Source organism: Streptococcus anginosus (genome assembly GCF_001697145.1).
GTDB lineage: Bacteria > Bacillota > Bacilli > Lactobacillales > Streptococcaceae > Streptococcus > Streptococcus hominis.
Map to the genome: position 1 here is coordinate 949,264 of NZ_CP012719.1, position 22,512 is coordinate 971,775.

General features: G+C 38.9%; 22 protein-coding genes. 15 read left to right on the forward strand and 7 right to left on the reverse strand.

What is annotated here, in order from left to right:
- Position 1: 1 nt before the first annotated feature.
- Positions 2 to 1,345: an MATE family efflux transporter gene (locus SanJ4206_RS04625; RefSeq protein ID WP_003029735.1), complete on the forward strand. Its 1,344-nt coding sequence runs from the start codon at positions 2 to 4 to the stop codon at positions 1,343 to 1,345.
- Positions 1,346 to 1,418: 73 nt separating this feature from the next.
- Here SanJ4206_RS04625 and SanJ4206_RS04630 read toward each other — a convergent pair whose 3' ends face one another.
- Positions 1,419 to 1,619, reverse strand: a complete 201-nt coding sequence (locus tag SanJ4206_RS04630) for a 4-oxalocrotonate tautomerase (protein WP_224785091.1) — start codon at positions 1,617 to 1,619, stop codon at positions 1,419 to 1,421.
- Between the two features lie 103 nt (positions 1,620 to 1,722).
- Here SanJ4206_RS04630 and SanJ4206_RS04635 point away from each other — a divergent pair, with 103 nt between their 5' ends.
- From SanJ4206_RS04635 to SanJ4206_RS04680, 10 genes are all read left to right on the forward strand, one after another.
- Positions 1,723 to 2,307, forward strand: a complete 585-nt coding sequence (locus SanJ4206_RS04635) for a thymidine kinase (RefSeq protein ID WP_003029730.1) — start codon at positions 1,723 to 1,725, stop codon at positions 2,305 to 2,307.
- Positions 2,308 to 2,325: 18 nt separating this feature from the next.
- A complete protein-coding gene (gene prfA / locus SanJ4206_RS04640; RefSeq protein ID WP_003029728.1) occupies positions 2,326 to 3,405 on the forward strand; it encodes a peptide chain release factor 1 in 1,080 nt (359 codons plus the stop codon).
- Complete coding sequence (gene prmC, locus SanJ4206_RS04645) at positions 3,405 to 4,235, forward strand: peptide chain release factor N(5)-glutamine methyltransferase (RefSeq protein ID WP_003029726.1); 831 nt, start codon at positions 3,405 to 3,407, stop codon at positions 4,233 to 4,235. The genes prfA and prmC overlap by 1 nt, the downstream gene beginning before the upstream one ends.
- The gene (locus tag SanJ4206_RS04650) at positions 4,228 to 4,818 is read left to right on the forward strand and encodes an L-threonylcarbamoyladenylate synthase (protein WP_003029723.1); all 591 of its coding nucleotides are present in this window, start codon (positions 4,228 to 4,230) and stop codon (positions 4,816 to 4,818) included. Before prmC ends, SanJ4206_RS04650 begins: the two co-directional genes overlap by 8 nt.
- Before the next feature lie 49 nt (positions 4,819 to 4,867).
- Entirely contained in the window at positions 4,868 to 6,124 is a 1,257-nt protein-coding gene (gene glyA / locus SanJ4206_RS04655) for a serine hydroxymethyltransferase (RefSeq protein WP_022525124.1), read from the forward strand.
- 1 nt (position 6,125) lies between these two features.
- Complete coding sequence (locus tag SanJ4206_RS04660; protein ID WP_003042638.1) at positions 6,126 to 7,100, forward strand: nucleoid-associated protein; 975 nt, start codon at positions 6,126 to 6,128, stop codon at positions 7,098 to 7,100.
- Positions 7,100 to 7,702: a lysozyme family protein gene (locus SanJ4206_RS04665; RefSeq protein ID WP_003029715.1), complete on the forward strand. Its 603-nt coding sequence runs from the start codon at positions 7,100 to 7,102 to the stop codon at positions 7,700 to 7,702. The genes SanJ4206_RS04660 and SanJ4206_RS04665 overlap by 1 nt, the downstream gene beginning before the upstream one ends.
- Positions 7,703 to 7,884: 182 nt before the next feature.
- Positions 7,885 to 8,637: an SDR family NAD(P)-dependent oxidoreductase gene (locus SanJ4206_RS04670; protein ID WP_003029712.1), complete on the forward strand. Its 753-nt coding sequence runs from the start codon at positions 7,885 to 7,887 to the stop codon at positions 8,635 to 8,637.
- A gap of 78 nt (positions 8,638 to 8,715) precedes the next feature.
- Positions 8,716 to 9,663: a 2-keto-3-deoxygluconate permease gene (locus SanJ4206_RS04675; RefSeq protein WP_080554330.1), complete on the forward strand. Its 948-nt coding sequence runs from the start codon at positions 8,716 to 8,718 to the stop codon at positions 9,661 to 9,663.
- A 189-nt stretch (positions 9,664 to 9,852) separates the two neighbouring features.
- Positions 9,853 to 10,698 carry an alpha/beta hydrolase gene (locus SanJ4206_RS04680; protein ID WP_003029707.1) on the forward strand — a complete coding sequence of 282 codons (846 nt, stop codon included), beginning with the start codon at positions 9,853 to 9,855 and terminating at the stop codon, positions 10,696 to 10,698.
- Positions 10,699 to 10,753: 55 nt separating this feature from the next.
- Here the strand turns inward: SanJ4206_RS04680 and guaA are convergent, their stop codons facing one another.
- A complete protein-coding gene (gene guaA / locus SanJ4206_RS04685) occupies positions 10,754 to 12,313 on the reverse strand; it encodes a glutamine-hydrolyzing GMP synthase (RefSeq protein WP_003029705.1) in 1,560 nt (519 codons plus the stop codon).
- A 141-nt stretch (positions 12,314 to 12,454) separates the two neighbouring features.
- On the opposite strand from guaA, the gene SanJ4206_RS04690 reads away from it, so the two are divergent.
- The 4 genes from SanJ4206_RS04690 (at position 12,455) to xerS (ending at position 16,479) form a co-directional block, all read left to right on the forward strand.
- On the forward strand, positions 12,455 to 13,153 hold the full coding sequence (locus tag SanJ4206_RS04690; RefSeq protein ID WP_003029701.1) for a GntR family transcriptional regulator: 699 nt from the start codon (positions 12,455 to 12,457) through the stop codon (positions 13,151 to 13,153).
- 115 nt (positions 13,154 to 13,268) lie between these two features.
- Positions 13,269 to 13,601 (forward strand): putative DNA-binding protein, encoded by a 333-nt coding sequence (locus SanJ4206_RS04695; RefSeq protein WP_003024506.1) that lies wholly within the window; start codon positions 13,269 to 13,271, stop codon positions 13,599 to 13,601.
- A gap of 71 nt (positions 13,602 to 13,672) precedes the next feature.
- Positions 13,673 to 15,223, forward strand: coding sequence for a signal recognition particle protein (gene ffh / locus SanJ4206_RS04700; RefSeq protein ID WP_022525125.1), 1,551 nt, complete (start codon positions 13,673 to 13,675; stop codon positions 15,221 to 15,223).
- 185 nt (positions 15,224 to 15,408) lie between these two features.
- Positions 15,409 to 16,479: a tyrosine recombinase XerS gene (xerS, locus tag SanJ4206_RS04705; RefSeq protein ID WP_022525126.1), complete on the forward strand. Its 1,071-nt coding sequence runs from the start codon at positions 15,409 to 15,411 to the stop codon at positions 16,477 to 16,479.
- A gap of 95 nt (positions 16,480 to 16,574) precedes the next feature.
- On the opposite strand, the gene SanJ4206_RS04710 is transcribed toward xerS, so the two are convergent.
- From SanJ4206_RS04710 to SanJ4206_RS04730, 5 genes are all read right to left on the reverse strand, one after another.
- Positions 16,575 to 17,564, reverse strand: a complete 990-nt coding sequence (locus tag SanJ4206_RS04710; RefSeq protein ID WP_003029695.1) for a lipoate--protein ligase — start codon at positions 17,562 to 17,564, stop codon at positions 16,575 to 16,577.
- Between the two features lie 8 nt (positions 17,565 to 17,572).
- Positions 17,573 to 19,276 carry a dihydrolipoyl dehydrogenase gene (gene lpdA, locus SanJ4206_RS04715; protein ID WP_003029694.1) on the reverse strand — a complete coding sequence of 568 codons (1,704 nt, stop codon included), beginning with the start codon at positions 19,274 to 19,276 and terminating at the stop codon, positions 17,573 to 17,575.
- A 31-nt stretch (positions 19,277 to 19,307) separates the two neighbouring features.
- Positions 19,308 to 20,351: a dihydrolipoamide acetyltransferase gene (locus SanJ4206_RS04720; RefSeq protein WP_003029692.1), complete on the reverse strand. Its 1,044-nt coding sequence runs from the start codon at positions 20,349 to 20,351 to the stop codon at positions 19,308 to 19,310.
- Between the two features lie 107 nt (positions 20,352 to 20,458).
- Positions 20,459 to 21,451, reverse strand: a complete 993-nt coding sequence (locus SanJ4206_RS04725; protein ID WP_003029690.1) for an alpha-ketoacid dehydrogenase subunit beta — start codon at positions 21,449 to 21,451, stop codon at positions 20,459 to 20,461.
- 19 nt (positions 21,452 to 21,470) lie between these two features.
- Positions 21,471 to 22,439 (reverse strand): thiamine pyrophosphate-dependent dehydrogenase E1 component subunit alpha, encoded by a 969-nt coding sequence (locus tag SanJ4206_RS04730; protein ID WP_003029689.1) that lies wholly within the window; start codon positions 22,437 to 22,439, stop codon positions 21,471 to 21,473.
- Between the last annotated feature and the right edge of the window lie 73 nt (positions 22,440 to 22,512).

Sequence of the window (22,512 nt, forward strand, 5' to 3'; positions counted from 1 at the left end):
TATGTACCAAGCTCGCAATTTAAAAGAACGAATGACCCTATTTATCTCGATTTTTTTGCCAATTTTGATTTATCAACTGGCTAATTTTTCGGCCTCTTTTGTGGACACAACCATGACAGGGCAATACCATACTTTGCATTTAGCGGGAGTGTCAATGGCGACTAGCTTATGGAGTCCGTTTTTTACTTTTTTGACTGGTATTGTCTCAGCCTTGGTTCCGATTATTGGACACCATCTGGGACGAAAACAAGAAGAAAAAATCGCTTCTGATTTTTATCAGTTTATTTATTTATCTCTCGTTTTGTCTCTTCTCTTGTTTGGACTCGTTTTTTTAGGTGCACCGCTTGTTTTGTCCAATATTGGCTTAGAACCACTAGTAGCAGAAGTCTCTATACATTATCTCTGGTATTTGGCATTTGGTATTATCCCTTTGCTTTTATTTAGTGTTGTACGCTCTTTATTAGACGCATTAGGATTGACAAGATTATCCATGTACCTTATGTTGCTCTTACTACCATTGAATGCCAGCTTTAATTACATTTTAATTTATGGGGCATTTGGTTTCCCAGAAATGGGCGGAGCAGGAGCGGGGCTGGGGACTTCGTTGGCTTACTGGGTGCTGTTAATCCTTTCGGTAGTAGTTGCCAAAAGACATCCTAGAATTAAAAAATATCAATTATGGAAAATTCGACCTTTGGACAAAGAAGGATTGCAGGAAGGGATTCGTCTCGGTTTTCCTATTGGTGGGACTGTCTTTGCAGAAGTTGTGATATTTTCAGTCGTAGGTTTGCTCATGGCTAAGTTTTCTTCGTTAATCATTGCCAGTCACCAATCGGCTATCAGCTTTTCCAATCTTATGTATGCTTTTCCTATGAGCATTTCTAATGCTATGGCGATTATCGTTTCTTACGAAATTGGCGCAAAGCGCCTAGACTATGTCAGAAAATATTGTGTTTTGGGAAGATTGACTGCACTTGGGTTCGCTGTTTTCACGCTGACATTTTTATATCTTTTCCGTTATCAAGTCGCTTCACTGTATGGAACCAACAAAGAATTTATACGTTTGACGTCTATTTTCTTAACTTACAGTTTATTTTTTCAATTAGCAGATACTTTTGCAGCACCACTTCAAGGGATTTTACGCGGATACAAGGATACAAAAGTTCCATTTTATTTGGGCTTGATTGGCTATTGGGGTGTGTCGTTACCAGTTGGATTACTATTGGATTACATGACAAATTTAGGTCCCTTTGCTTATTGGATTGGTTTAATTTCTAGTCTGGTTGTTAGTGGCATTTTATACCAACTTCGTCTTAATCATATTCAAAAAAAGAAATTAGCTTAAATGTTGCATCTACATCATTTATCATTCTGAATTAAAAAAAGAATCTCAGATTTTTATCCAAGATTCTTTTTTGTTATTTTGTACGCATTTCACCTTGTGGGAAATAAGTCCCTTCTGGCATGTCGTTTATGATGACATGAACAGCAGATTGTGGCGCGCCAGTATTTTTTACGACAGCGGCAGTAACTTCTTTTGCAAGAGCTTTCTTTTGTTCTAACGTGCGTCCTTCAAATAAATCAATTCTGACAAATGGCATAGTGTTTCTCCTTTTTATCTTTGATATTTTTATTTTATCATAAATTAGGTTTTAAAGCGTGTCAGAATATGGTAAAATAAGAAGTATTAAAAATTGGAGAATTTGAAACGAATTAAAGAAAATGGCTCAGTTGTATTATAAATATGGCACGATGAACTCGGGCAAAACAATCGAAATTTTAAAAGTAGCACACAACTATGAAGAACAGGGCAAAGGTGTTGTTATCATGACGAGCGCACTTGATACACGTGACGGTTTCGGCGTTGTTTCTAGTCGTATTGGCATGAAGCGAAAAGCAGTTGCAATAGCAGAAGATACTGATATTTTCCGCTTTATTCAAGAAATGCCTGAAAAGCCTTATTGCGTATTGATTGATGAAGCTCAGTTTCTTTCTCGTCATCATGTCTATGATTTGGCAAGAGTAGTTGATGAATTAAATGTACCAGTTATGGCTTTTGGTTTGAAAAATGATTTTCGCAATGAGTTATTTGAAGGCTCCAAATATCTCCTGCTTCTAGCAGATAAAATTGATGAGATTAAAACGATTTGTCAATTTTGCTCCAAAAAAGCAACCATGGTATTAAGAACAACGAATGGTAAGCCGGTCTATGAAGGGGAGCAGATTCAAATCGGTGGGAATGAAACATATATTCCTGTCTGTCGGAAGCATTATTTTCAGCCAGAAATTGACGAAATGAAGAGTTAAGGAGAGGTGTAGCAAACGATGAATATTTATGAACAACTACAAGCCGTTGAAGATCGTTACGAAGAGCTGGGGGAACTTCTGAGTGACCCAGATGTTGTTAGTGACACCAAGCGTTTTATGGAATTGTCCAAAGAAGAAGCAAGTACACGCGATACGGTAGCAACTTATCGTGAATATAAAAGGGTGCTCCAAAACATCACAGATGCCGAGGAAATGATCAAAGACGCTTCTGGCGATGCTGATTTGGAAGAAATGGCAAAGCAAGAGCTCAAAGATGCAAAAGCTGAAAAAGAAGAATACGAGGAAAAATTGAAAATTCTTCTCTTACCAAAAGATCCAAATGATGATAAAAACATCATCTTAGAAATCCGTGGTGCAGCAGGAGGTGATGAAGCCTCGCTCTTTGCCGGTGATCTTCTGACAATGTATCAAAAATACGCTGAATCGCAAGGTTGGAAATTCGAGGTTATGGAAGCTTCTATGAATGGAGTCGGTGGCTTCAAAGAAGTAGTAGCGATGGTTTCTGGTCAATCCGTGTATTCCAAATTAAAATACGAATCAGGTGCTCATCGCGTACAACGTGTCCCAGTAACAGAAAGTCAAGGACGAGTTCACACTTCGACAGCCACAGTCTTAGTCATGCCTGAAGTTGAAGAAGTGGAATACGATATTGATCCAAAAGATCTTCGGATTGACATTTATCACGCTTCTGGTGCTGGCGGTCAGAATGTCAACAAAGTTGCAACAGCCGTTCGGATTGTTCACTTGCCGACAAATATCAAGGTTGAAATGCAGGAAGAACGAACCCAGCAAAAAAATCGTGACAAAGCTATGAAGATCATCCGTGCGCGTGTAGCGGATCATTTTGCGCAAATTGCGCAAGACGAGCAAGATGCTGAGCGAAAATCAACTATTGGTACTGGAGATCGCTCAGAGCGAATTCGTACCTATAATTTCCCACAAAATCGTGTGACAGATCACCGTATCGGTTTAACGCTGCAAAAGCTAGATACGATTTTAGCTGGGAAATTAGATGAAATCGTGGATGCCTTGGTATTGTATGACCAAACACAAAAACTAGAAGAATTGAATAAATAATGAAATTAGCTCAAATTCTTGCTGAAATGAAAAAACAGCTTGAAGCAATTGGCGAAGAAGCTGAAAGTCTCTCCTTTACTTTTCGAATTTCGAAAAACTTATCTTTTACCCAATTTGTGTTGAAAATGCAGGCAGAAGCAACAGCAGATGATATAGAATTACTGAAAAAGATTCAATCTCAATTATTAGTTCATAGACCTGCCCAATACATTATTGGGAACGCAGAATTTCATGGACACTCGTTCAAAGTAGATGAACGAGTGCTGATTCCCCGACCAGAAACCGAGGAATTGGTCAACCTTATCTTGTCTGAAAATCCTAATACCAATATAAAGGTTTTGGATATCGGCACTGGAAGCGGAGCAATTGCTCTCTCTTTGGCTACCGAGCGTTCGAATTGGCAGGTCACGGCTTCCGACATTTCCCAAGATGCTCTGGATTTGGCGCAAGAAAATGCAGAAGCAATTGATGTAGCGATTGATTTTGTTCAGTCTGATTGTTTTCAGGCAATTACAGGAAAGTATGATATTATTGTATCCAATCCGCCCTATATTTCAGAAACGGACAGAGAAGAAGTAGGACTAAATGTCCTTGCTTCAGAACCTCATCTTGCTCTTTTTGCTGAAGAAGACGGGTATGCTGTGTATCGAAAAATTGCTGAGAACGCCCAAAAACATTTGACAGAAAAAGGTAAAATCTATCTCGAAATTGGCTACAAACAAGGGGAACATGTAAAAGAACTATTTCAGTCTGCATTTCCAAAAATGAGAATTCGCGTCTTGCAAGATCAATTCGGAAAAGATAGAATGGTAGTGGTAGATAATGGATAAAATTGAAGAAATGCTGAGCAGCGGAGGAGCAGTCGTGCTGCCAACGGAGACTGTATATGGTTTATTTTGTAAGGCACTGGATGAACAGGCTGTCAGTCATGTCTATGACTTAAAAGGCAGACCTCGCGAAAAGGCTTTGAATTTAAATGTTTCAAGTTTAGAAGAAATTTATCAATTTTCCAAACATCAGCCTCAGTATTTAAAAAAACTTTATCAAGCCTTTCTACCAGGTCCTTTGACCATTATTTTACAAGCTAATGAACAAGTCCCAGTTTGGGTAAATTCAGGTATGAAAACAATTGGTTTTCGTGTCCCTAGTCATCCTAAAACATTGGACTTGATTAGAAAATTTGGACCTCTCATTGGTCCGTCCGCAAATTTATCTGGAAAGAGTAGCGGAGTAAACTTCCAGCAAATTATGACCGATTTCAATTACGAAGTTCTTGGTATAGAAGATGATGCTTTTCTAACAGGACAGGATTCAACTATTTTGGATTTATCTGGTGAAACAGCATATATTCTACGCCAAGGTGCTGTCACTTGCGAAGAAATTCTCGCTAAAATTCCAGAAATTCACTTCTAAACCTTGACTAAATAGGTTTTAGCCCCGCTTTAAGAGAAGGGAGACTCTTATGTTTTTTGACCATAAAGACTATAAAGAATATGACGCTGAGCTTTGGGAAGCCATTGCTGCAGAAGAAAAACGTCAGCAAAACAATATTGAATTGATTGCTTCAGAAAATGTTGTTTCAAAAGCTGTTATGGCAGCACAAGGTTCTATTTTAACCAATAAATATGCCGAAGGTTATCCAGGCCGTCGCTATTATGGTGGTACGGACGTTGTGGATGTGATTGAAACTTTAGCGATTGAACGTGCTAAAGAAATCTTTGGAGCAAAATTTGCTAATGTTCAACCCCACTCAGGCAGTCAGGCGAATTGTGCGGCTTATATGGCCTTAATTGAGCCAGGCGACACAGTAATGGGAATGGATCTTGCAGCAGGCGGACATTTGACACATGGCGCAGCTGTTAGCTTCTCTGGAAAAACCTACAACTTTGTACCTTATAATGTCGATCCTGAAACTGAACTTTTAGATTTTGATGCTATTTTGGCGCAGGCTAAAGAAGTCAAACCTAAATTGATTGTTGCAGGTGCTTCTGCCTATTCACATATTATTGATTTTGCTAAATTCCGTGAAATTGCAGATAGTGTCGGAGCCAAACTCATGGTAGACATGGCTCATATTGCCGGTTTAGTTGCCGCTGGTTTGCATCCAAGTCCAGTACCGTATGCACATATTACGACAACTACTACTCATAAAACCCTTCGAGGACCTCGTGGTGGCTTAATTTTGACCAATGATGAAGAGTTGGCGAAAAAGATCAATTCCGCAATCTTCCCAGGAATTCAAGGAGGACCGCTAGAGCATGTCGTAGCAGCTAAAGCAGCTGCTTTCAAAGAAGTATTGGATTCAGATTTCAAAGTTTATGCTCAGCAGATTTTGGATAACGCTAAGGCAATGGTTCAAGTATTCCAACAACATGGTAATTTCCGTGTCATTTCAGGCGGTACGGAGAATCATCTTTTCCTTGTGGATGTGACCAAAGTCGTTGAAAATGGGAAAGTCGCTCAAAACCTTTTGGATGATGTTCATATTACTCTTAATAAAAACTCTATCCCTTATGAAACCTTATCTCCATTTAAAACAAGTGGCATTCGTATTGGAACTGCAGCTATTGCAGCTCGTGGCTTTGGGGTAGCTGAAAGTACTAAAGTAGCAGAATTGATCATCAAGACTTTAGAGAATGCAAACAACGAAGCTGTTTTAGAGCAAGTCCGTGCAGAAGTTAAAGAATTGACCGATGCCTTTCCACTATATGAGGACTGAAATGGACATTTACGTAAAAAAAGCTATTATTCATCAATTTAGTCCATCAGACACCGACCTTCTTTTAGCAGATAAATATCTCAATATTACTCCTAAGATCGAAGAATATCTTCGCAAGAAGATTGAACGTGTCTATTCAGATGAGGCCAAAACAGGTATTTTTACCGAAGATAGTGTCTTTTTATCACATATTACAAAAGACCTTTTAGAAACCTCTGTCAGTATTGCCAATCTCTGGAAAGAGGAGTTTTCGGTGAGCGAAAATCAGAAAACCAATGATTTGATTTTTGTTCAATTTGATAAGGAAGGCGTGGAGCATTTTGCTTTTTTGCGGATTGCTCTGCGAGAAACACTCACTCACTTGGGTGGAGAAGTAGACAATCCTATCAAGATTACCCAGAACAATTTGCCGGGATTTGGTACAGGTGCCGATGAAGCCTTGGTTATCAATCTTCAATCACGTAAATACCATTTGATTGAAAAACGGATTAAATACAATGGTGCTTTTCTCAATTATTTTTCTGATAATCTGTTACAAGTCAATCCTAAAATTTCTCCTAAAAAATCTATCAAAGCCTTAGAAAAAACGGCTCAAAAAGTTGCAGAAAGTTTTAATCAGGATGATTTTCAATTTCAATCCAAGGTTAAATCGTCTATTTTCAAAAATTTAGAAGAAAATGATGAATTATCACCGGAAAAATTAGCAGATGACTTGTTTGATAACAATCTGACAGCTCGTTTGACTTTTATTGATCAGGTTAAGGAAACAATTCCAGAAACTGTTAAATTTGATGAAATTGATAGTAGTCGTCAGAAGAAAAAATTTGAAAACCAAAAGCTCTCTCTTTCAAATGGAATTGAGCTTATTGTCCCCAATAACATCTATCAAGATGCGGAATCCGTAGAATTCATACAAAACGAGAATGGAACCTATTCCATTCTCATCAAAAACATAGAAGATATTCAAAGTAAATAATGTTTAAAATTCTTAGAAAATTGATCCTTCTCATTCTTTTAATCTTTGTTGGTTACAAGCTTGTTCAAGTTCATCATGATGTCAAGCAAGTGATGACCTACCGTAGCTTAGTGAGAGAAGTGCTAGACGAGCAAGATACTGCAGCCAATGAGGAACTAGTCCTTGCTATGATTTATACTGAAACAAAGGGAAAAGTTTCTGATGTCATGCAATCTAGTGAAAGTGCGACGGGTCAGAAAAACTCTATTTTAGATAATAAAGAAAGCATTCGTCAAGGCGTTCAGACCCTATCCACGAATCTAAATGTAGCTCAAGAAAAGAAAGTAGACGTTTGGACCGCTGTACAAGCCTATAACTTTGGTCGCTCCTATATTGACTACATTGCAAAACACGGTGGCGAAAATACCCTTGGTTTGGCAAAAAAATACTCTAAAAATGTTGTTGCACCAAGTTTAGGAAATGTGACCGGCAAAACCTATCCTTATTACCATCCCATCGCCCTCCTTCATGGCTCTAAGCTCTATATCAATGGTGGGAATTATTATTACTCCCGACAAGTTCAGATGAATATGCACATCATGAAAGTGATGAATTGGTTTTAATAAATCAAAAGGTTAGAGAGCTTTGTTTTCTAACCTTTTTAGATTAGTAATAGAAAACAGCAAAAAGATTGTTTTTTCTAAATATTTAAAATATTTCATATTTCTACTTTTATTTTTAAAACGAGAGTGCTATAATAATCACGTAGAATTCTATAATAATCAAAACGGAAGGATTTGAAAATATGAATTTTTCAGGTAAAACAGCAATTGTTACCGGTGGTGCAAACGGAATTGGCAAAGAAGTAGTTCGCGGTATTGTTGAAGGTGGTGGTAATGTCATTATTGCCGACATCAATCAAGGAGCAGCTGAACGAGTGATTGCCGAATTTGGAGCAGAACACACGAGCTTTACTTATATGGATTTAGGAAATCATGAATCTATTGTAGAAGCAATGAACAAAATAATCGCAACAGCTGGTAAAATTGATATCTTAGTCAATTGTGCTGGTGTTATTAGTGCGAAACCATTTGAACAATTAACTTACGATGAATGGGAACGCACCATTCGTATTAACCTATCTGGTTGTTTTTCAACTATTAGTACTATTTTCCCACATTTTATTGAACAAAAGGGGGGAAGAATTGTTAATGTTTCCTCAGTAGCTGCAAAATTAGGCGGTGGTTTGCTTGGAACAGCTGCTTATGCGTCTTCTAAAGCTGGTTTGAACGGTCTTACAAAAGCAGTAGCAAAAGAAGGAGGCAAATATGGTATTGCATGTAATGCGGTTTGTCCTTCTTTTACACGAACGGATATGACTACTGTATTGTCAGAAGACCCTGAAAAGAGTCAGCGTGTCATCAACATGATTCCACTTGGACGTCGTGCAGAACCTGTTGAAATTGCTCAAATGATTCTTTTCTTTGCTAGTGACTTAGCCAGCTTCGTGTCTGGAGAAATCGGTGATTGTGATGGCGGTATCACGCTGGATGGCTAATTTTTTATCGAAAAGATGTATGGCATTCAAGCCTTGTTAAATAAAAACAAGGCTTGAATATATAGAGGAAATATGATTATGAAAATTTTTAATAAGAAAATTAAGATTCCTGGTGATACAATTATTGTTCCCATGTTTATCGGCTGTGTGATAAATACATTTTTCCCTCAAGTGTTGAAAATTGGAGGTTTTACAACCGCTATAGTTCAGGGAGCTGGTCCGCTCGTTGGAGCTTTTCTATTCTTTATAGGAGGAACAATCTCGTTAAAGAACACTCCAAAAGCTGTTGGGCGTGGAGCGGCTATTATCACATCTAAGATTGTCGTTTCAGTTGTTTTAGGTCTGTTGGTAGCAAAAGTCTTCAATGATAATTTTTTAGGTTTAAGTGCTTTGGCGATTATTGGAGCTATGTCTGTCGCTAATAACGCTATGTATGCTGGAATTGTAGAAGTTTACGGAAATGAAATTGATGCAGGTGCTGTTGGTATTACTACCTTAAGTGTTGGACCGATGGTGACAATGGCAGCTCTCAGTAGTGCTGGTCTTGCTAACATTTCTATTTGGAGTTTAGTAGGAACTATTTTACCACTTGTTTTAGGGATTGCATTAGGAAATGCTTTTCCATATATGAAAAAAGTTCTATCAAATGGTGTGACAGCAATTATTATCATTGTTGGATTCTGTTTAGGAGCCAACATGAGCTTTATGCAAATTATTCAAGGTGGTTTACCAGGTATTATACTCGGAATCATTACAACCTTAGTTGGAGGCTTCTTTGCTATTTTTGCAGATAAAGCTACAGGTGGATCAGGAATTGCTGGTGCAGCTATTTCAAGTACAGCAGCTAGTGCCATAGCTACTCCAGCAGCTTTATCGGCTGTAGATGCTTCCTTTAAAGCTGTTGAAGCTACAGCTACCACCCAAATAACAGCATCCGTTATTGTAACAGCGATTTTAACACCAATTTTGACAGCTTGGGTAGCTAAACGTGTAGATACTACAAAACAAGCGAAAACAATGAATTGATTTTAAAAGTTCACTTGTTGTTTGATGATAACGTTTAATAGTTTACTAAAGGGGAGTTTTTGGGACTTTCCTTTTTTACTATTCAACAAATCGCCTTAAATCCAAAACGTCATTTCAAACAAATCAATTGTCATTTATATTGTTACATGTTATACTTAAAAATATATCTCACAGAAAGAAAAGCTAAACATGATGAAGAAAATAGCCCTAATTACAGGAATTTTAACAATTTTGATTGCTATTTCTACTTTTTTATTTTACCGTGTCAATGCTGAAGGGAAATTAGACAGACAGAAGTATGTGCAATCAACTACTCCAACCCTATTCTTTCATGGTTATGGAAGTAGTGCCAATGCTGAGCGACACATGACGAATGCAGCAAAAAAAGCAGGAGTAACAAAAACAGTTATTCGAGCAAATGTTGATAGAAATGGTGCAGTTACGTTGAGGGGAGACATTCCCAAAGGCGCTATCAATCCAATCGTAGAAGTGAATTACGAAGACAATCGCAATCCTATTGATGTTGGACGATATGCAAAAGCTGTCGTCAGCAAGCTACAGGAAAAGTATGGCTTTACAAAAATGAATATGGTAGGTCATTCTTTAGGGAATATGTCGATTTTGTATTATCTTTTAGAACATGCTCAAGATGAGAACTTGCCACAGCTGCAAAAACAAGTGAATATTGCGAATTTTGCTGCCGGTTTAGAAGCTATGGGCTTACCAGCTGATGTAAAAGTAGATAAAACGACAGGGAAACCAAATCAAGTCACACAAACTTTCCAAAGATTATTGCCATTACGTGAAGTTTTTCCACAAAATCAAATTGACGTTTTGAATATCTACGGTGATTACAAAAATGGCTCAGATGGTTCCGTTTTAAATGCTTCATCTCGCAGCTTGAAATACTTGGTTGCCGATAATGCAAAATCTTATCAAGAAAAGAAAATCATAGGTAAATTAGCACAACATAGCCAATTACATGAAAATCCAGAAGTAGATAAAATACTAATTCAATTTTTGTGGGGAAAATAAGCTGATAAATTTAAAAGCCAAACTTCTTATTTCTTGAGGTTTGGCTTTTTTGTTTTTATTCCCACTCAACCGTTGCTGGTGGTTTGCTGGTGATATCGTAGACAATGCGGTTGACGTGATCTACTTCATTGACGATACGAACAGAGATTTTTTGTAGTACTTCCCAAGGGACTTTAGCAAAATCTGCTGTCATTCCATCAATAGAAGTAATAGCACGAATAGCAATGGTATAATCATAAGTTCGACCATCACCCATAACACCTACTGAACGAACACCAGTATTTACAGTGAAGTATTGCCAGATATCACGATCGAGTCCAGCTTTCACGATTTCTTCACGGAGAATGGCGTCGGATTCACGTACAGTTGTGAGTTTTTCTTCTGTAATTTCACCCATAATGCGAATAGCAAGTCCTGGACCTGGGAATGGCTGACGCCAAACGATTTCATCCGGCATACCAAGTTCTGTACCAAGTGCACGAACTTCGTCTTTATAAAGTGTATTGAGTGGTTCAATCAGTTTGAACTGCATGTCTTCGGGAAGTCCACCGACGTTATGGTGCGATTTGATTGTTTGGGCAGTATCAGTACCAGACTCAATCACATCAGTATAAAGTGTTCCTTGTGCGAGGAATTTTACATCTTTCAGTTTGCTGGCTTCATCATCAAAGACATAGACAAATTCATTGCCGATGATTTTACGCTTTTGCTCTGGATCAGAAACACCAGCTAATTTATCAAGGAAACGTTTAGCAGCGTCTGCTTTGATGATATTAAGACCGAATTTCCCGCCAAGAGAATCCATGACTTGATCTGCTTCGCCCTTACGGAGCAATCCATGATCTACAAAGATACAGATAAGCTGGTCTCCGATAGCTTTTTGAAGGAGAACGCCAACAACTGATGAATCAACGCCGCCTGAGAGCCCAAGAAGAACACGTTTATCGCCAACTGTTTCTCGAATTCGCTTGATTTGCATTTCAATAAAGTTATCCATTGACCAGTTGCCTTTGGCGCCACAAATATTCAAAGCAAAATTGCGTAGAATGTCATACCCATAAACAGAATGACGTACTTCAGGGTGAAATTGAATGCCATAAATCTGCTTTTCAGGTTGCTCAATAGCTGCAAATGGACAATCAGCAGAAGTTCCAGTTCGTACGAATCCTTGAGGAATTTCGGTAACAGCATCTCCGTGACTCATAAGAACGATTTGTTTTTCAGGAGTGCTTGCAAAAAGCTGTGAATCAGTATGAATAAGCTCTGATTGCCCATACTCACGGTTTCCGGCATTTCCAGCAGGTACAACTTTCCCACCTAATTTGTGAGTCAAAAGCTGCATTCCATAACAAATTCCTAGAATTGGAATACCCAATTCTAAAATTTCAGGGTCAAGATCAAATGAGCCTTCTTCATAGACAGAATTTGGTCCACCAGACAGGATAATTCCGACCGGATTTATCTCACGAACTTCAGCGGCTGTGATTTTATTGCTTTTTAGCTCAGAAAAAACACCAATCTCCCGAATACGGCGTGAGATGAGCTGATTATATTGGCTGCCATAATCCAATACAATGATTCTTTCAATATCTTGCAATTCAGTTGTAGTTGCCATTTCTTTCCTTTCTCAAATGAAACTTCTTTGTTTATTCTAACACAAAATAGAGACTTTTTCCAATAACATTAAGTAGCGATTGACTTTTATTTCAATTGATAATACAATGAAGAGAGGAAACCATTCTTGAAAGGGGTTACTATGCTTCCAGCCTATATTAAAATTCACGATCAAATAAAAAAAGAAATTGACGAGGAAATTTGGAAAATCGGGCAACGTCTGCCAAGCGAGCGCGATTTAGCTGAACAATTTGAAGTTAGTCGCATGACACTTCGTCAGGCAATCACTCTTTTAGTAGAAGAAGGAGTGCTGGAACGTCGTATGGGAAGTGGTACATTTGTAGCCAGTACGCGAGTTCAAGAAAAGATGCGCGGCACAACCAGCTTTACAGAAATCATCAAATCCCAAGGCAAGACACCTTCAAGCCAACTGATTTCTTACCGTCGAACACTGCCAAGTAAAGAAGAGGTCGAAAAATTAGGAATTGAAAAGACGGAAAATGTTGTCCGAATGGAGCGGGTACGGTATGCAGATAATATTCCCGTAGTTTATGAAGTCGCTTCCATTCCAGAGAAATTCATCAAAAACTTTAATAAAGAAGAAATTACGAAGCATTTTTTCCAAACCTTGCAAGAGCACGACTATAAAATCGGAAAATCTCAACAGACCATTTATGCTCGTCTTGCCAAAGAAAAGATTGCACATTATCTAGAAATCCCTAGAGGACATGCCATTCTTGGTTTGACACAGATTTCTTATTTTGACAACGGTACCGCTTTTGAATATGTTAAAAGTCAATATGTGGGAGAACGGTTTGAATTTTATTTGGAAAACAATTGATTTGTTTTACATAATTTTATATACGTAAATACCCTTGCTGATTTAAGAGTGTTTTTTAGTGAGTAAAACTCTTCGCTAGTAGAGTTTATCTGTATTTTTTGATATAATATTTTTTATGGAAATTGAAAAAACCAATCGAATGAATGCTCTTTTTGAGTTTTATGCAGCACTTTTAACAGATAAGCAAATGAATTATATTGAGCTTTATTATGCAGATGATTATAGTCTAGCTGAGATTGCTGAAGAATTTCAAGTTAGTCGTCAGGCTGTTTATGACAATATCAAACGAACAGAAAAGATTCTCGAAGACTACGAAATGAAACTGCACATGTATTCAGATTATATCGTCAGAAGTCAGATTTTTGATCAAATAATGGAAAAGTATGCAGATGACACCTATTTACAAGAGCAAATTTCGATTTTATCCAGTATTGACAATCGAGAATAGTGAATTGTCGACTCAAAAATACCAAAAATCAATAACCAATACATAGAAATTAACTAGGAGAAATAAAATTTATGGCATTTGAAAGTTTAACTGAACGTTTACAGAACGTTTTTAAAAATCTGCGTCGCAAGGGCAAAATTTCAGAGAGTGATGTTCAAGAAGCGACCAAAGAGATTCGTTTGGCACTCTTGGAAGCCGATGTAGCTTTGCCAGTTGTTAAAGACTTTATCAAGAAAGTTCGTGAGCGCGCTGTCGGACACGAAGTCATTGATACACTAAATCCTGCTCAACAAATCATCAAGATTGTTGATGAAGAATTGACCGCTGTATTAGGCTCTGATACGGCAGAAATTATCAAATCTCCAAAAATCCCGACTATTATCATGATGGTCGGTCTTCAAGGTGCTGGTAAGACTACGTTTGCCGGAAAGTTGGCTAATAAACTCAAGAAGGAAGAAGGCGCTCGTCCTTTAATGATAGCTGCTGATATTTATCGTCCGGCGGCCATTGACCAGCTTACAACTCTCGGTCAGCAAATCGATGTACCAGTCTTTTCACTAGGCACAGAAGTACCAGCAGTAGAGATTGTTCGTCAAGGTCTGGAGCAAGCCAAGGCTAATCACAATGACTATGTGCTGATTGATACAGCTGGTCGCCTGCAAATCGATGAAAAGCTCATGAATGAGCTGCGCGATGTCAAAGCACTGGCTCAACCAAATGAAATCCTCTTGGTTGTAGATGCTATGATTGGTCAAGAAGCCGCCAATGTAGCTCGCGAATTCAACGCTCAGTTGGAAGTGACTGGGGTTATTCTGACTAAGATTGATGGCGATACACGTGGCGGTGCAGCTTTATCTGTCCGTCAAATTACTGGTAAACCAATCAAGTTCACTGGTACTGGTGAAAAGATTACCGATATTGAAACTTTCCACCCAGATCGGATGTCTAGCCGTATTTTGGGCATGGGAGATATGTTGACCTTGATTGAAAAAGCTTCTCAGGAGTATGATGAGCAAAAATCGCTTGAGATGGCTGAAAAAATGCGAGAAAACACCTTTGATTTCAACGATTTCATTGACCAGCTGGATCAAGTACAAAATATGGGACCAATGGAAGATTTGTTAAAGATGATTCCTGGCATGGCTAACAATCCTGCTATGAAGAATTTTAAGGTAGATGAAAACGAAATCGCCCGCAAACGTGCCATTGTTTCATCTATGACACCTACCGAACGGGAAAATCCCGACCTCCTTAATCCAAGTCGTCGCCGTCGGATTGCTGCAGGATCTGGTAATAGCTTTGTCGAAGTCAACAAATTTATCAAAGACTTTAACCAAGCGAAACAAGTCATGCAAGGTGTCATGTCTGGTGATATGAATAAAATGATGAAGCAAATGGGACTCAATCCTAACAATTTACCAAAAAATATGCCAAATATGAACGGTATGGATATGTCAGCCCTTCAAAATATGGACATGTCTGCTCTAGGAGGTGCTGGAAATCCTGACATGAGCCAGATGTTTGGTGGCGGACTTAAAGGAAAAATTGGTGAATTTGCAACCAAACAAGCCATGAAACGCATGGCAAATAAAATGAAAAAGGCCAAGAAAAAGCGGAAATAAACAAACGCAAAAAACAAGTCGCTTAATTTAAAGGAACGGCTTGTTTTTTTGTATAATTGCAATCATTGAATAGGAGATATTGTATAAAACTTTCTCTAACATCTTTCCGAAAAACTATAATTTTCTTGAAAAAAATACAGGAGTGTGCTATACTTCTATTATAGAAAATGATGGAGAATATCTTAATGAAACGTGAAATACTGTTAGAAAGAATTGAAAAACTAAAAGCTATCATGCCTTGGTACATTTTGGAATACTATCAGTCTAAATTGACTGTTCCATACAGTTTTACAACCTTATATGAATACCTCAAAGAATATAATCGTTTTTTTCATTGGATTTTAGACTCTGGAATTGCTGATGGGTCACAGATTGCAGAAATTCCTCTGTTAGTATTGGAAAATATGACTAAAAAAGACATGGAAGCGTTTATTCTTTACTTACGGGAGCGTCCATTGCTTAACGCTAATACCACGCAAAACGGAGTATCTCAAACCACTATTAATCGCACTCTTTCTGCTCTCTCTAGCCTTTATAAATATTTAACTGAAGAGGTGGAAAATGAGAATGGGGAACCTTATTTCTATCGTAATGTCATGAAAAAAGTGTCTACTAAGAAAAAGAGAGAGACTTTAGCTGCGCGCGCTGAAAACATCAAACAAAAACTCTTTTTGGGCGAAGAAACTGAACAATTTTTGAATTATATTGATGATGAATACCCTAAAAATTTATCAAATCGGGCTCTCTCCTCTTTTGACAAAAATAAAGAGCGAGATTTGGCAATCATAGCACTGCTTCTTGCATCTGGTGTTCGTCTATCCGAGGCAGTAAATCTTGATTTGAAAGACCTAAATCTCAAAATGATGGTCATTGAAGTTACTCGTAAGGGCGGGAAAAGAGATTCTGTCAATGTTGCAGCTTTTGCCAAAGCTTATTTGGAAAGGTACCTGGAGGTTCGCTCTAAACGTTATAAAGCTGAAAAATCAGACACTGCCCTATTTTTGACAGAATATAGAGGTGCTCCTAACCGGATTGATGCTTCTAGTGTAGAAAAGATGGTTGCTAAGTATTCTGAAGATTTCAAAGTTCGAGTGACACCTCACAAACTCCGCCATACGCTGGCTACTCGACTTTATGATGCTACTAAATCTCAAGTTTTGGTCAGTCATCAGCTAGGACATGCCAGTACTCAAGTTACAGACCTCTACACCCATATTGTTAATGACGAACAAAAAAATGCATTGGATAATTTATGATTTTTACATATTTAAACTTATGTAAAATATTCTCCTTGAAAATAAACCAAAAACAACTGACTCTAATTAATAATGTAAGAGAGTCAGTTGTTTTTTTATCCCACAATCGCTTCTGCAATTTCTTCTTGGCTAATTCCAGCGAAATAGCGAGCAATATCCAGGTTTTCAAGAGCTTTTAAAACGTCCTCGCGCTCATACTTGACGCCTTTCAAAGCTTTTTCTACTGCTACTACGTCCTCGATACCAAAGAAGTCGCCGTAAATTTTAATATTTTCAATCTTCGACTCAACAACATTGGCAAAGATTTCGACCTTACCACTAGTAAACTTGGTACCACGATGAACATTGTACTCTGGCGATTTGCCATAATTCCAATCCCAAGTAGCAAATTTAGTTTCCTTGATATGGTTGATTTCATCTAGTTCATCATCGGAGAAGACATATTCTGTCATTTCTGGATATTCTTTCTTCATATAGTCTAGCAGGAGATCACGAAATTGCTCGACGGTAATCTTTTCAGGCAATTCATCAACGATATTGGTTACACGAGCGCGAACAGATTTGACTCCTTTGGACTCAAACTTATCTTTGGAAACTTTTAAGGCATTCACCAAGACAGATAACTCTACGTCAAACAGCAAGCAACCGTGATGCATGATTCGACCATTGATATAAGCCTGAGCATTGCCACAGAATTTTTTTCCGTCAATTTCCAAATCGTTGCGCCCTGTAAATTCTGCTTTTACACCTAATTCTTCCAAAGTCTTGATGACCGGAATAGAGAAGCTCTTAAAATCAAAGGCTTTGTTCTCAGTTTCTTTGGAAATGATGGTGTAGTTGAGATTGTTATAGTCATGATAGACAGCTCCGCCTCCACTGATACGACGAACAACCTCAATGCCATGCTCTCGGACATAGTCACGATTGATTTCTTCAATGGTATTCTGATGACGTCCGACAATGATAGAGGGTTTATTAATCCAAAGCAAGAAAATCATATCTTCATCAAGGAGATGCTTGAAGGCATACTCCTCAAGAGCAATGTTGAAAGCTGTATCGTAACTATTATTGATAATGTATTTCATAGTGCCTCTTATCTTTTCTTAGGAGCATGAATTGCCATGCCGAGTACGTCTGCAAATGCTTCGTACATAACTTCTGAAAATGTCGGATGACCGTGAATGGTTTTGAGCATTTCTTCTACCGTGATTTCCATTTCAATGATAGTAGAAGCTTCATTGATTAACTCAGCTGCTGCAGGGCCGATAATGTGAACACCGAGAACTTCTCCGTATTTCTTATCAGCAATCACTTTGACAAATCCTTGAGCAGCATCAGATGCAATTGCTCGTCCGTTTGCTGCGAAGTTGAATTTGCCGATAGCTATATCGTATTTTTCGCGAGCTTGTTCTTCAGTCAGACCGACTGCCGCAACTTCTGGCAAAGTGTAAATAGCTGCTGGAGTTAGATTTAATTTAGCAACTACGTGATTGCCTTTGAGAGCATTCTCTGCAGCTACTTCCCCCATACGAAAAGCTGCATGCGCCAACATCTTGGTACCGTTAATGTCTCCGGGCGCGTAAATTCCTGAAACAGAAGTTTCCATATATTCATTGACCTTGATACGACCGCGGTCTAGTTCAAAGTCAACCTCGCCAATTCCCTCCAAATCAGGCACGCGTCCGATAGAAAGCAAAGCTTTATCAGCTATGATATCTTCCTTTCCTGAAACTTTGATGTGGAGCTTGCCATTTTCTTCGACAATTTCTTCCAACTTGGTCTCTGTCAAAATGGTCATGCCCTTGCGTTCAAGAATGAGCCGAAGGTTCTTAGAGACTTCTGCATCCATAGCTGGAACAATCCGATTCATCATCTCAATGACCGTTACTTTGGAGCCAAAGGTCATGAAAGCCTGTCCTAGCTCAATACCAACAACGCCACCACCAATGATTACTAAACTTTCTGGAACTTCCTTCATATCCAGGATATCATCGCTAGTCATAACAAGTGGTGATTCCATACCTGGAACGTTAATCTTGCTGACTTTTGATCCACCAGCTAAGATAATCTTCTTGGTCTCAAGAAGTTCAGCACCATTCACCAAGACATTCTTATCTTTGGTAATGGTACCAATTCCTTTGTGAACATCAACACCGTAGCTGCGAAGCAGACCTGCAACGCCTCCGACAAGTGTATTGACAACCTTGTTTTTGGTTTCCAGGACTTTATCCATATTGACAGTAAAGTTTGGATTTTCAATGATAATACCACGGTTTGCTGCATGGTCCAGGCTTTCAATAATTTCCGCATTGTGAAGATAGGTCTTGGTTGGAATACAGCCACGATTGAGGCAAGTTCCACCTAGTTCAGATTTTTCAACAAGAGCAATCTTGCCTCCTAATTGAGCTGCTTTAATCGCTGCTACATAGCCAGCTGGTCCGCCACCAATAACCACAATATCATAAGCGTCATCACTCTTATTATCGTCGTTAGAAGTTGGGGCTGCAGTTGGTGTTGAACTAGCATCTGAAGCAGCCACAGCAGTCGGAATATTTTCTCCTTCTTCGCCCAGATAACCGATAACTTCCGTTACAGGAACAGTCTCGCCATCCCCTTTCAAGATAGCAATTAGATAGCCGTCTTCTTCTGCTTCTAATTCCATACTGACTTTATCTGTCATGATTTCCAGAAGGATTTCTCCTTCTTTTACAAATTCGCCAACTTTTTTATTCCATTGAACAATCTGTCCTTCTGTCATATCAACGCCGGCTTTTGGCATAATTACTTCTAAGGCCATATTTTTATTTTCCTCTCATTTAAACTTTCTCTTATACCAACATTGAAATCGGGTCTTCAATTAGTGCTTTCAGGTCTTTCATGAATTTAGCACCTGCCATGCCGTCCACGACTCGGTGGTCAATGGTTAATCCAAGACTCATGATTGGTCGAATCACAATTTCTTCGTTTACTACGACTGGTTTTTCAATGGTTGAGCTAACTCCCAAAATCGCAGAATTGGGCTGATTGATAATTGGTCCGAAAGATTGAACACCAAACATTCCTAGATTGCTAATCGTAAAAGTTGAGTTTTGCAATTCACTTGGCGCTAATTTCCCGTCTAAAGTCCGACCAATCACATCCTTGAAGGCAACGACTAACTCAGACAGACTCATTTTTTCGGCATTGTAAACCACCGGTGTCATAAGCCCGTTGTCCATACCAACAGCCATAGCCAGATTGACATAATTGTGCATGATAATGATTTGCCCATCTTCTGTCAGAGACGAATTGAGATAAGGGTGCTTCATCAAAGTTTTGACAACAGCCATAGAAAGTAAATCCGTGACCGTGATTTTCTTTCCTGTCGCTTCCATGATTGGCTCTAAAACCTTTTTGCGTAGCGCCAACAGTTCTGTCATATCTACATCATAGTTGAGAGTAAAAGTTGGCGCTGTCAGATAAGAATCCACCATTCGTTTTGCAATGACCTTCCGCATTGGCGTCATTGGAAGGCGTTCAATTTCTCCATAAGGAGTGATGTTGTCAGGTATTTCTTCCGCTTTCTCAATCTGAGCAGGTGACTTGATGCTGTCTGAGTCAACATTTTCAGGAAGCAAAGTCAGAACGTCCTTCTTCATAATCTTGCCGCGAATACCTGTCCCTTGGATTTCCTGCCAAGCGATATTATTTTCTTCTGCAATACGTTTTGCAAGGGGCGTAATTTTCACAATATTGAATTCTCGATAACTTTCGATATCTTCTTTATGAACTCGTCCCTTTGCGCCAGTACCAGATACGTCATAGAGATTGATACCCAAGTCATCTGCTAATTTTCTAGCAGCAGGGGTCGCTCTTAACTTATCATCAGTCATAGCTTCTCCTATTTCTTTTTTTATTGATTGTTCTTTAATCTTGAGCTATTTTTGTTTTTACATAATTTTAGTTATGTGAAATATTGTAATCAATATCAATTTCAGTTTTATTCTTTATTGTAAGTCTTACGAATAGCATCTTTGATACTTTCAACTGTCGGAATCATGGCGTTTTCAAGATTCTGGGCGTAAGGCATGGGTACATCTTCACCAGCACAGCGGCGAATTGGTGCATCCAAATAGTCAAATGCTTCTGATTCGGAAATGATAGCAGAAATTTCACCGATATAACCACTAGTTTTGTGGGCATCATTAACCAGAACGACTTTTCCTGTTTTCTTGACTGAGTTGATAATGATATCCTTGTCCAGAGGCACCAAAGTACGTGGATCCACCACTTCTACCGAAATGCCTTCTTCTGTCAATTCTTCAGCTGCTTGCATAACCCTGCGGAGCATTTTTCCATAGGTCACAACTGTCACATCCGTCCCCTCTTTTTTGATGTCACCAACACCGAGAGGGATTGTATAATCAGGATCAAGCGGAACTTCGCCTTTTTGGTTGAATTCTGACTTGTACTCAAGAATAATAACAGGATTGTTGTCGCGGATAGAAGATTTTAGCAACCCCTTCATATCTGCAGGAGTTCCAGGTGCGACAACCTTTAAACCCGGAATGTGTGTGAACCAAGATTCCAAAGATTGTGAGTGTTGAGCAGCTGATCCGACACCATTTCCAGCTGCGCAGCGAATTGTCATCGGAACTTGACCTTTGCCACCAAACATATAACGAGTCTTAGCGGCTTGGTTGACAATTGCATCCATGGCAATGACAGAAAAATCCATAAAAGTCATATCTACAATTGGGCGTAGCCCAGTCATGGCCGCTCCTGCTGCAGCTCCTGAAATAGCTGCTTCAGAAATTGGACAATCACGTACTCGTTCTGGACCGAATTCTTCTAACATTCCTACGGATGTTCCAAAATCTCCTCCGAAAATTCCGACATCTTCTCCCATTAACAACACATTTTCATCAAGACGCATTTCCTCAGACATGGCAAGGATAATGGTGTCACGGAAGGACATTGTTTTTGTTTCCATTATTGTTCAATCTCCTCTCTTAGTCCGCGTAAATATCTTCAAAAGCTGATTCAAGCGGTGGAAATGGACTTTCCTCTGCAAATTTTACAGATGCTTCCACTGCTTCTTTAACCTCTGCTTGGATAGCTTCTAACTCTTCATTACTTGCAATCTGATTTGCGAGTAAATATTTACGAAGATTTTCAATTGGGTCTTTTTTCTTCCACTCCTCAACTTCTTCACGTGTTCGATATTTACCAGGGTCAGATGAAGAATGCCCCAACCAGCGATAAGTGACACTTTCAATCAAGACAGGTCCCTTACCACTTCGAACATGTTTAACAGCCTTTTGAAAACCCTCATAGACCTCAATGACGTTGTTCCCGTCTGGGATAAACATGCCAGGAATACCATAAGCGGCACTCCGCTCGTGAATGTGCTCTATATTGGTCATTTTCTTAATATCCGCAGAAATACCATAGCCATTATTGATACAATAAAAAATCACTGGTAACTTCCAAATAGAAGCCATATTAACCGCTTCATGAAAAACACCTTCGTTCGTTGCTCCGTCACCAAAGAAACAGACAACAATCTTTCCCGTATGATGCATTTGCTGAGTAAGGGCGGCACCTACCGCAATCCCCATGCCTCCGCCAACGATACCATTTGCTCCTAAGTTTCCAGCATCCAAATCAGCAATGTGCATGGAGCCACCTTTTCCTTTGCAGGTGCCGTTGTATTTGCCCATGATTTCTGCCATCATGCCGTTCAAGTCAATTCCTTTGGCAATCGCCTGACCATGACCACGGTGGTTAGAAGTAATCAAATCATCAGGATTGAGGGCCAGCATAGCTCCAACGCTAGCTGCTTCTTCTCCGACAGAAAAGTGAGTCATGCCTGGCACTTTCCCCTTTTTTACGAGTTGAGCAATTTTTAAGTCCATCCGACGGATCTCTTCCATCTTACGAAACATCTCTAGTAAAAGATTTTTATCTAAAGTTGACATAGTCAAGCCTTTCTATGAGTGTAATTCTATAATTTCATTCTATCCAAACTAAAAAATACTGTCAAAATTTATG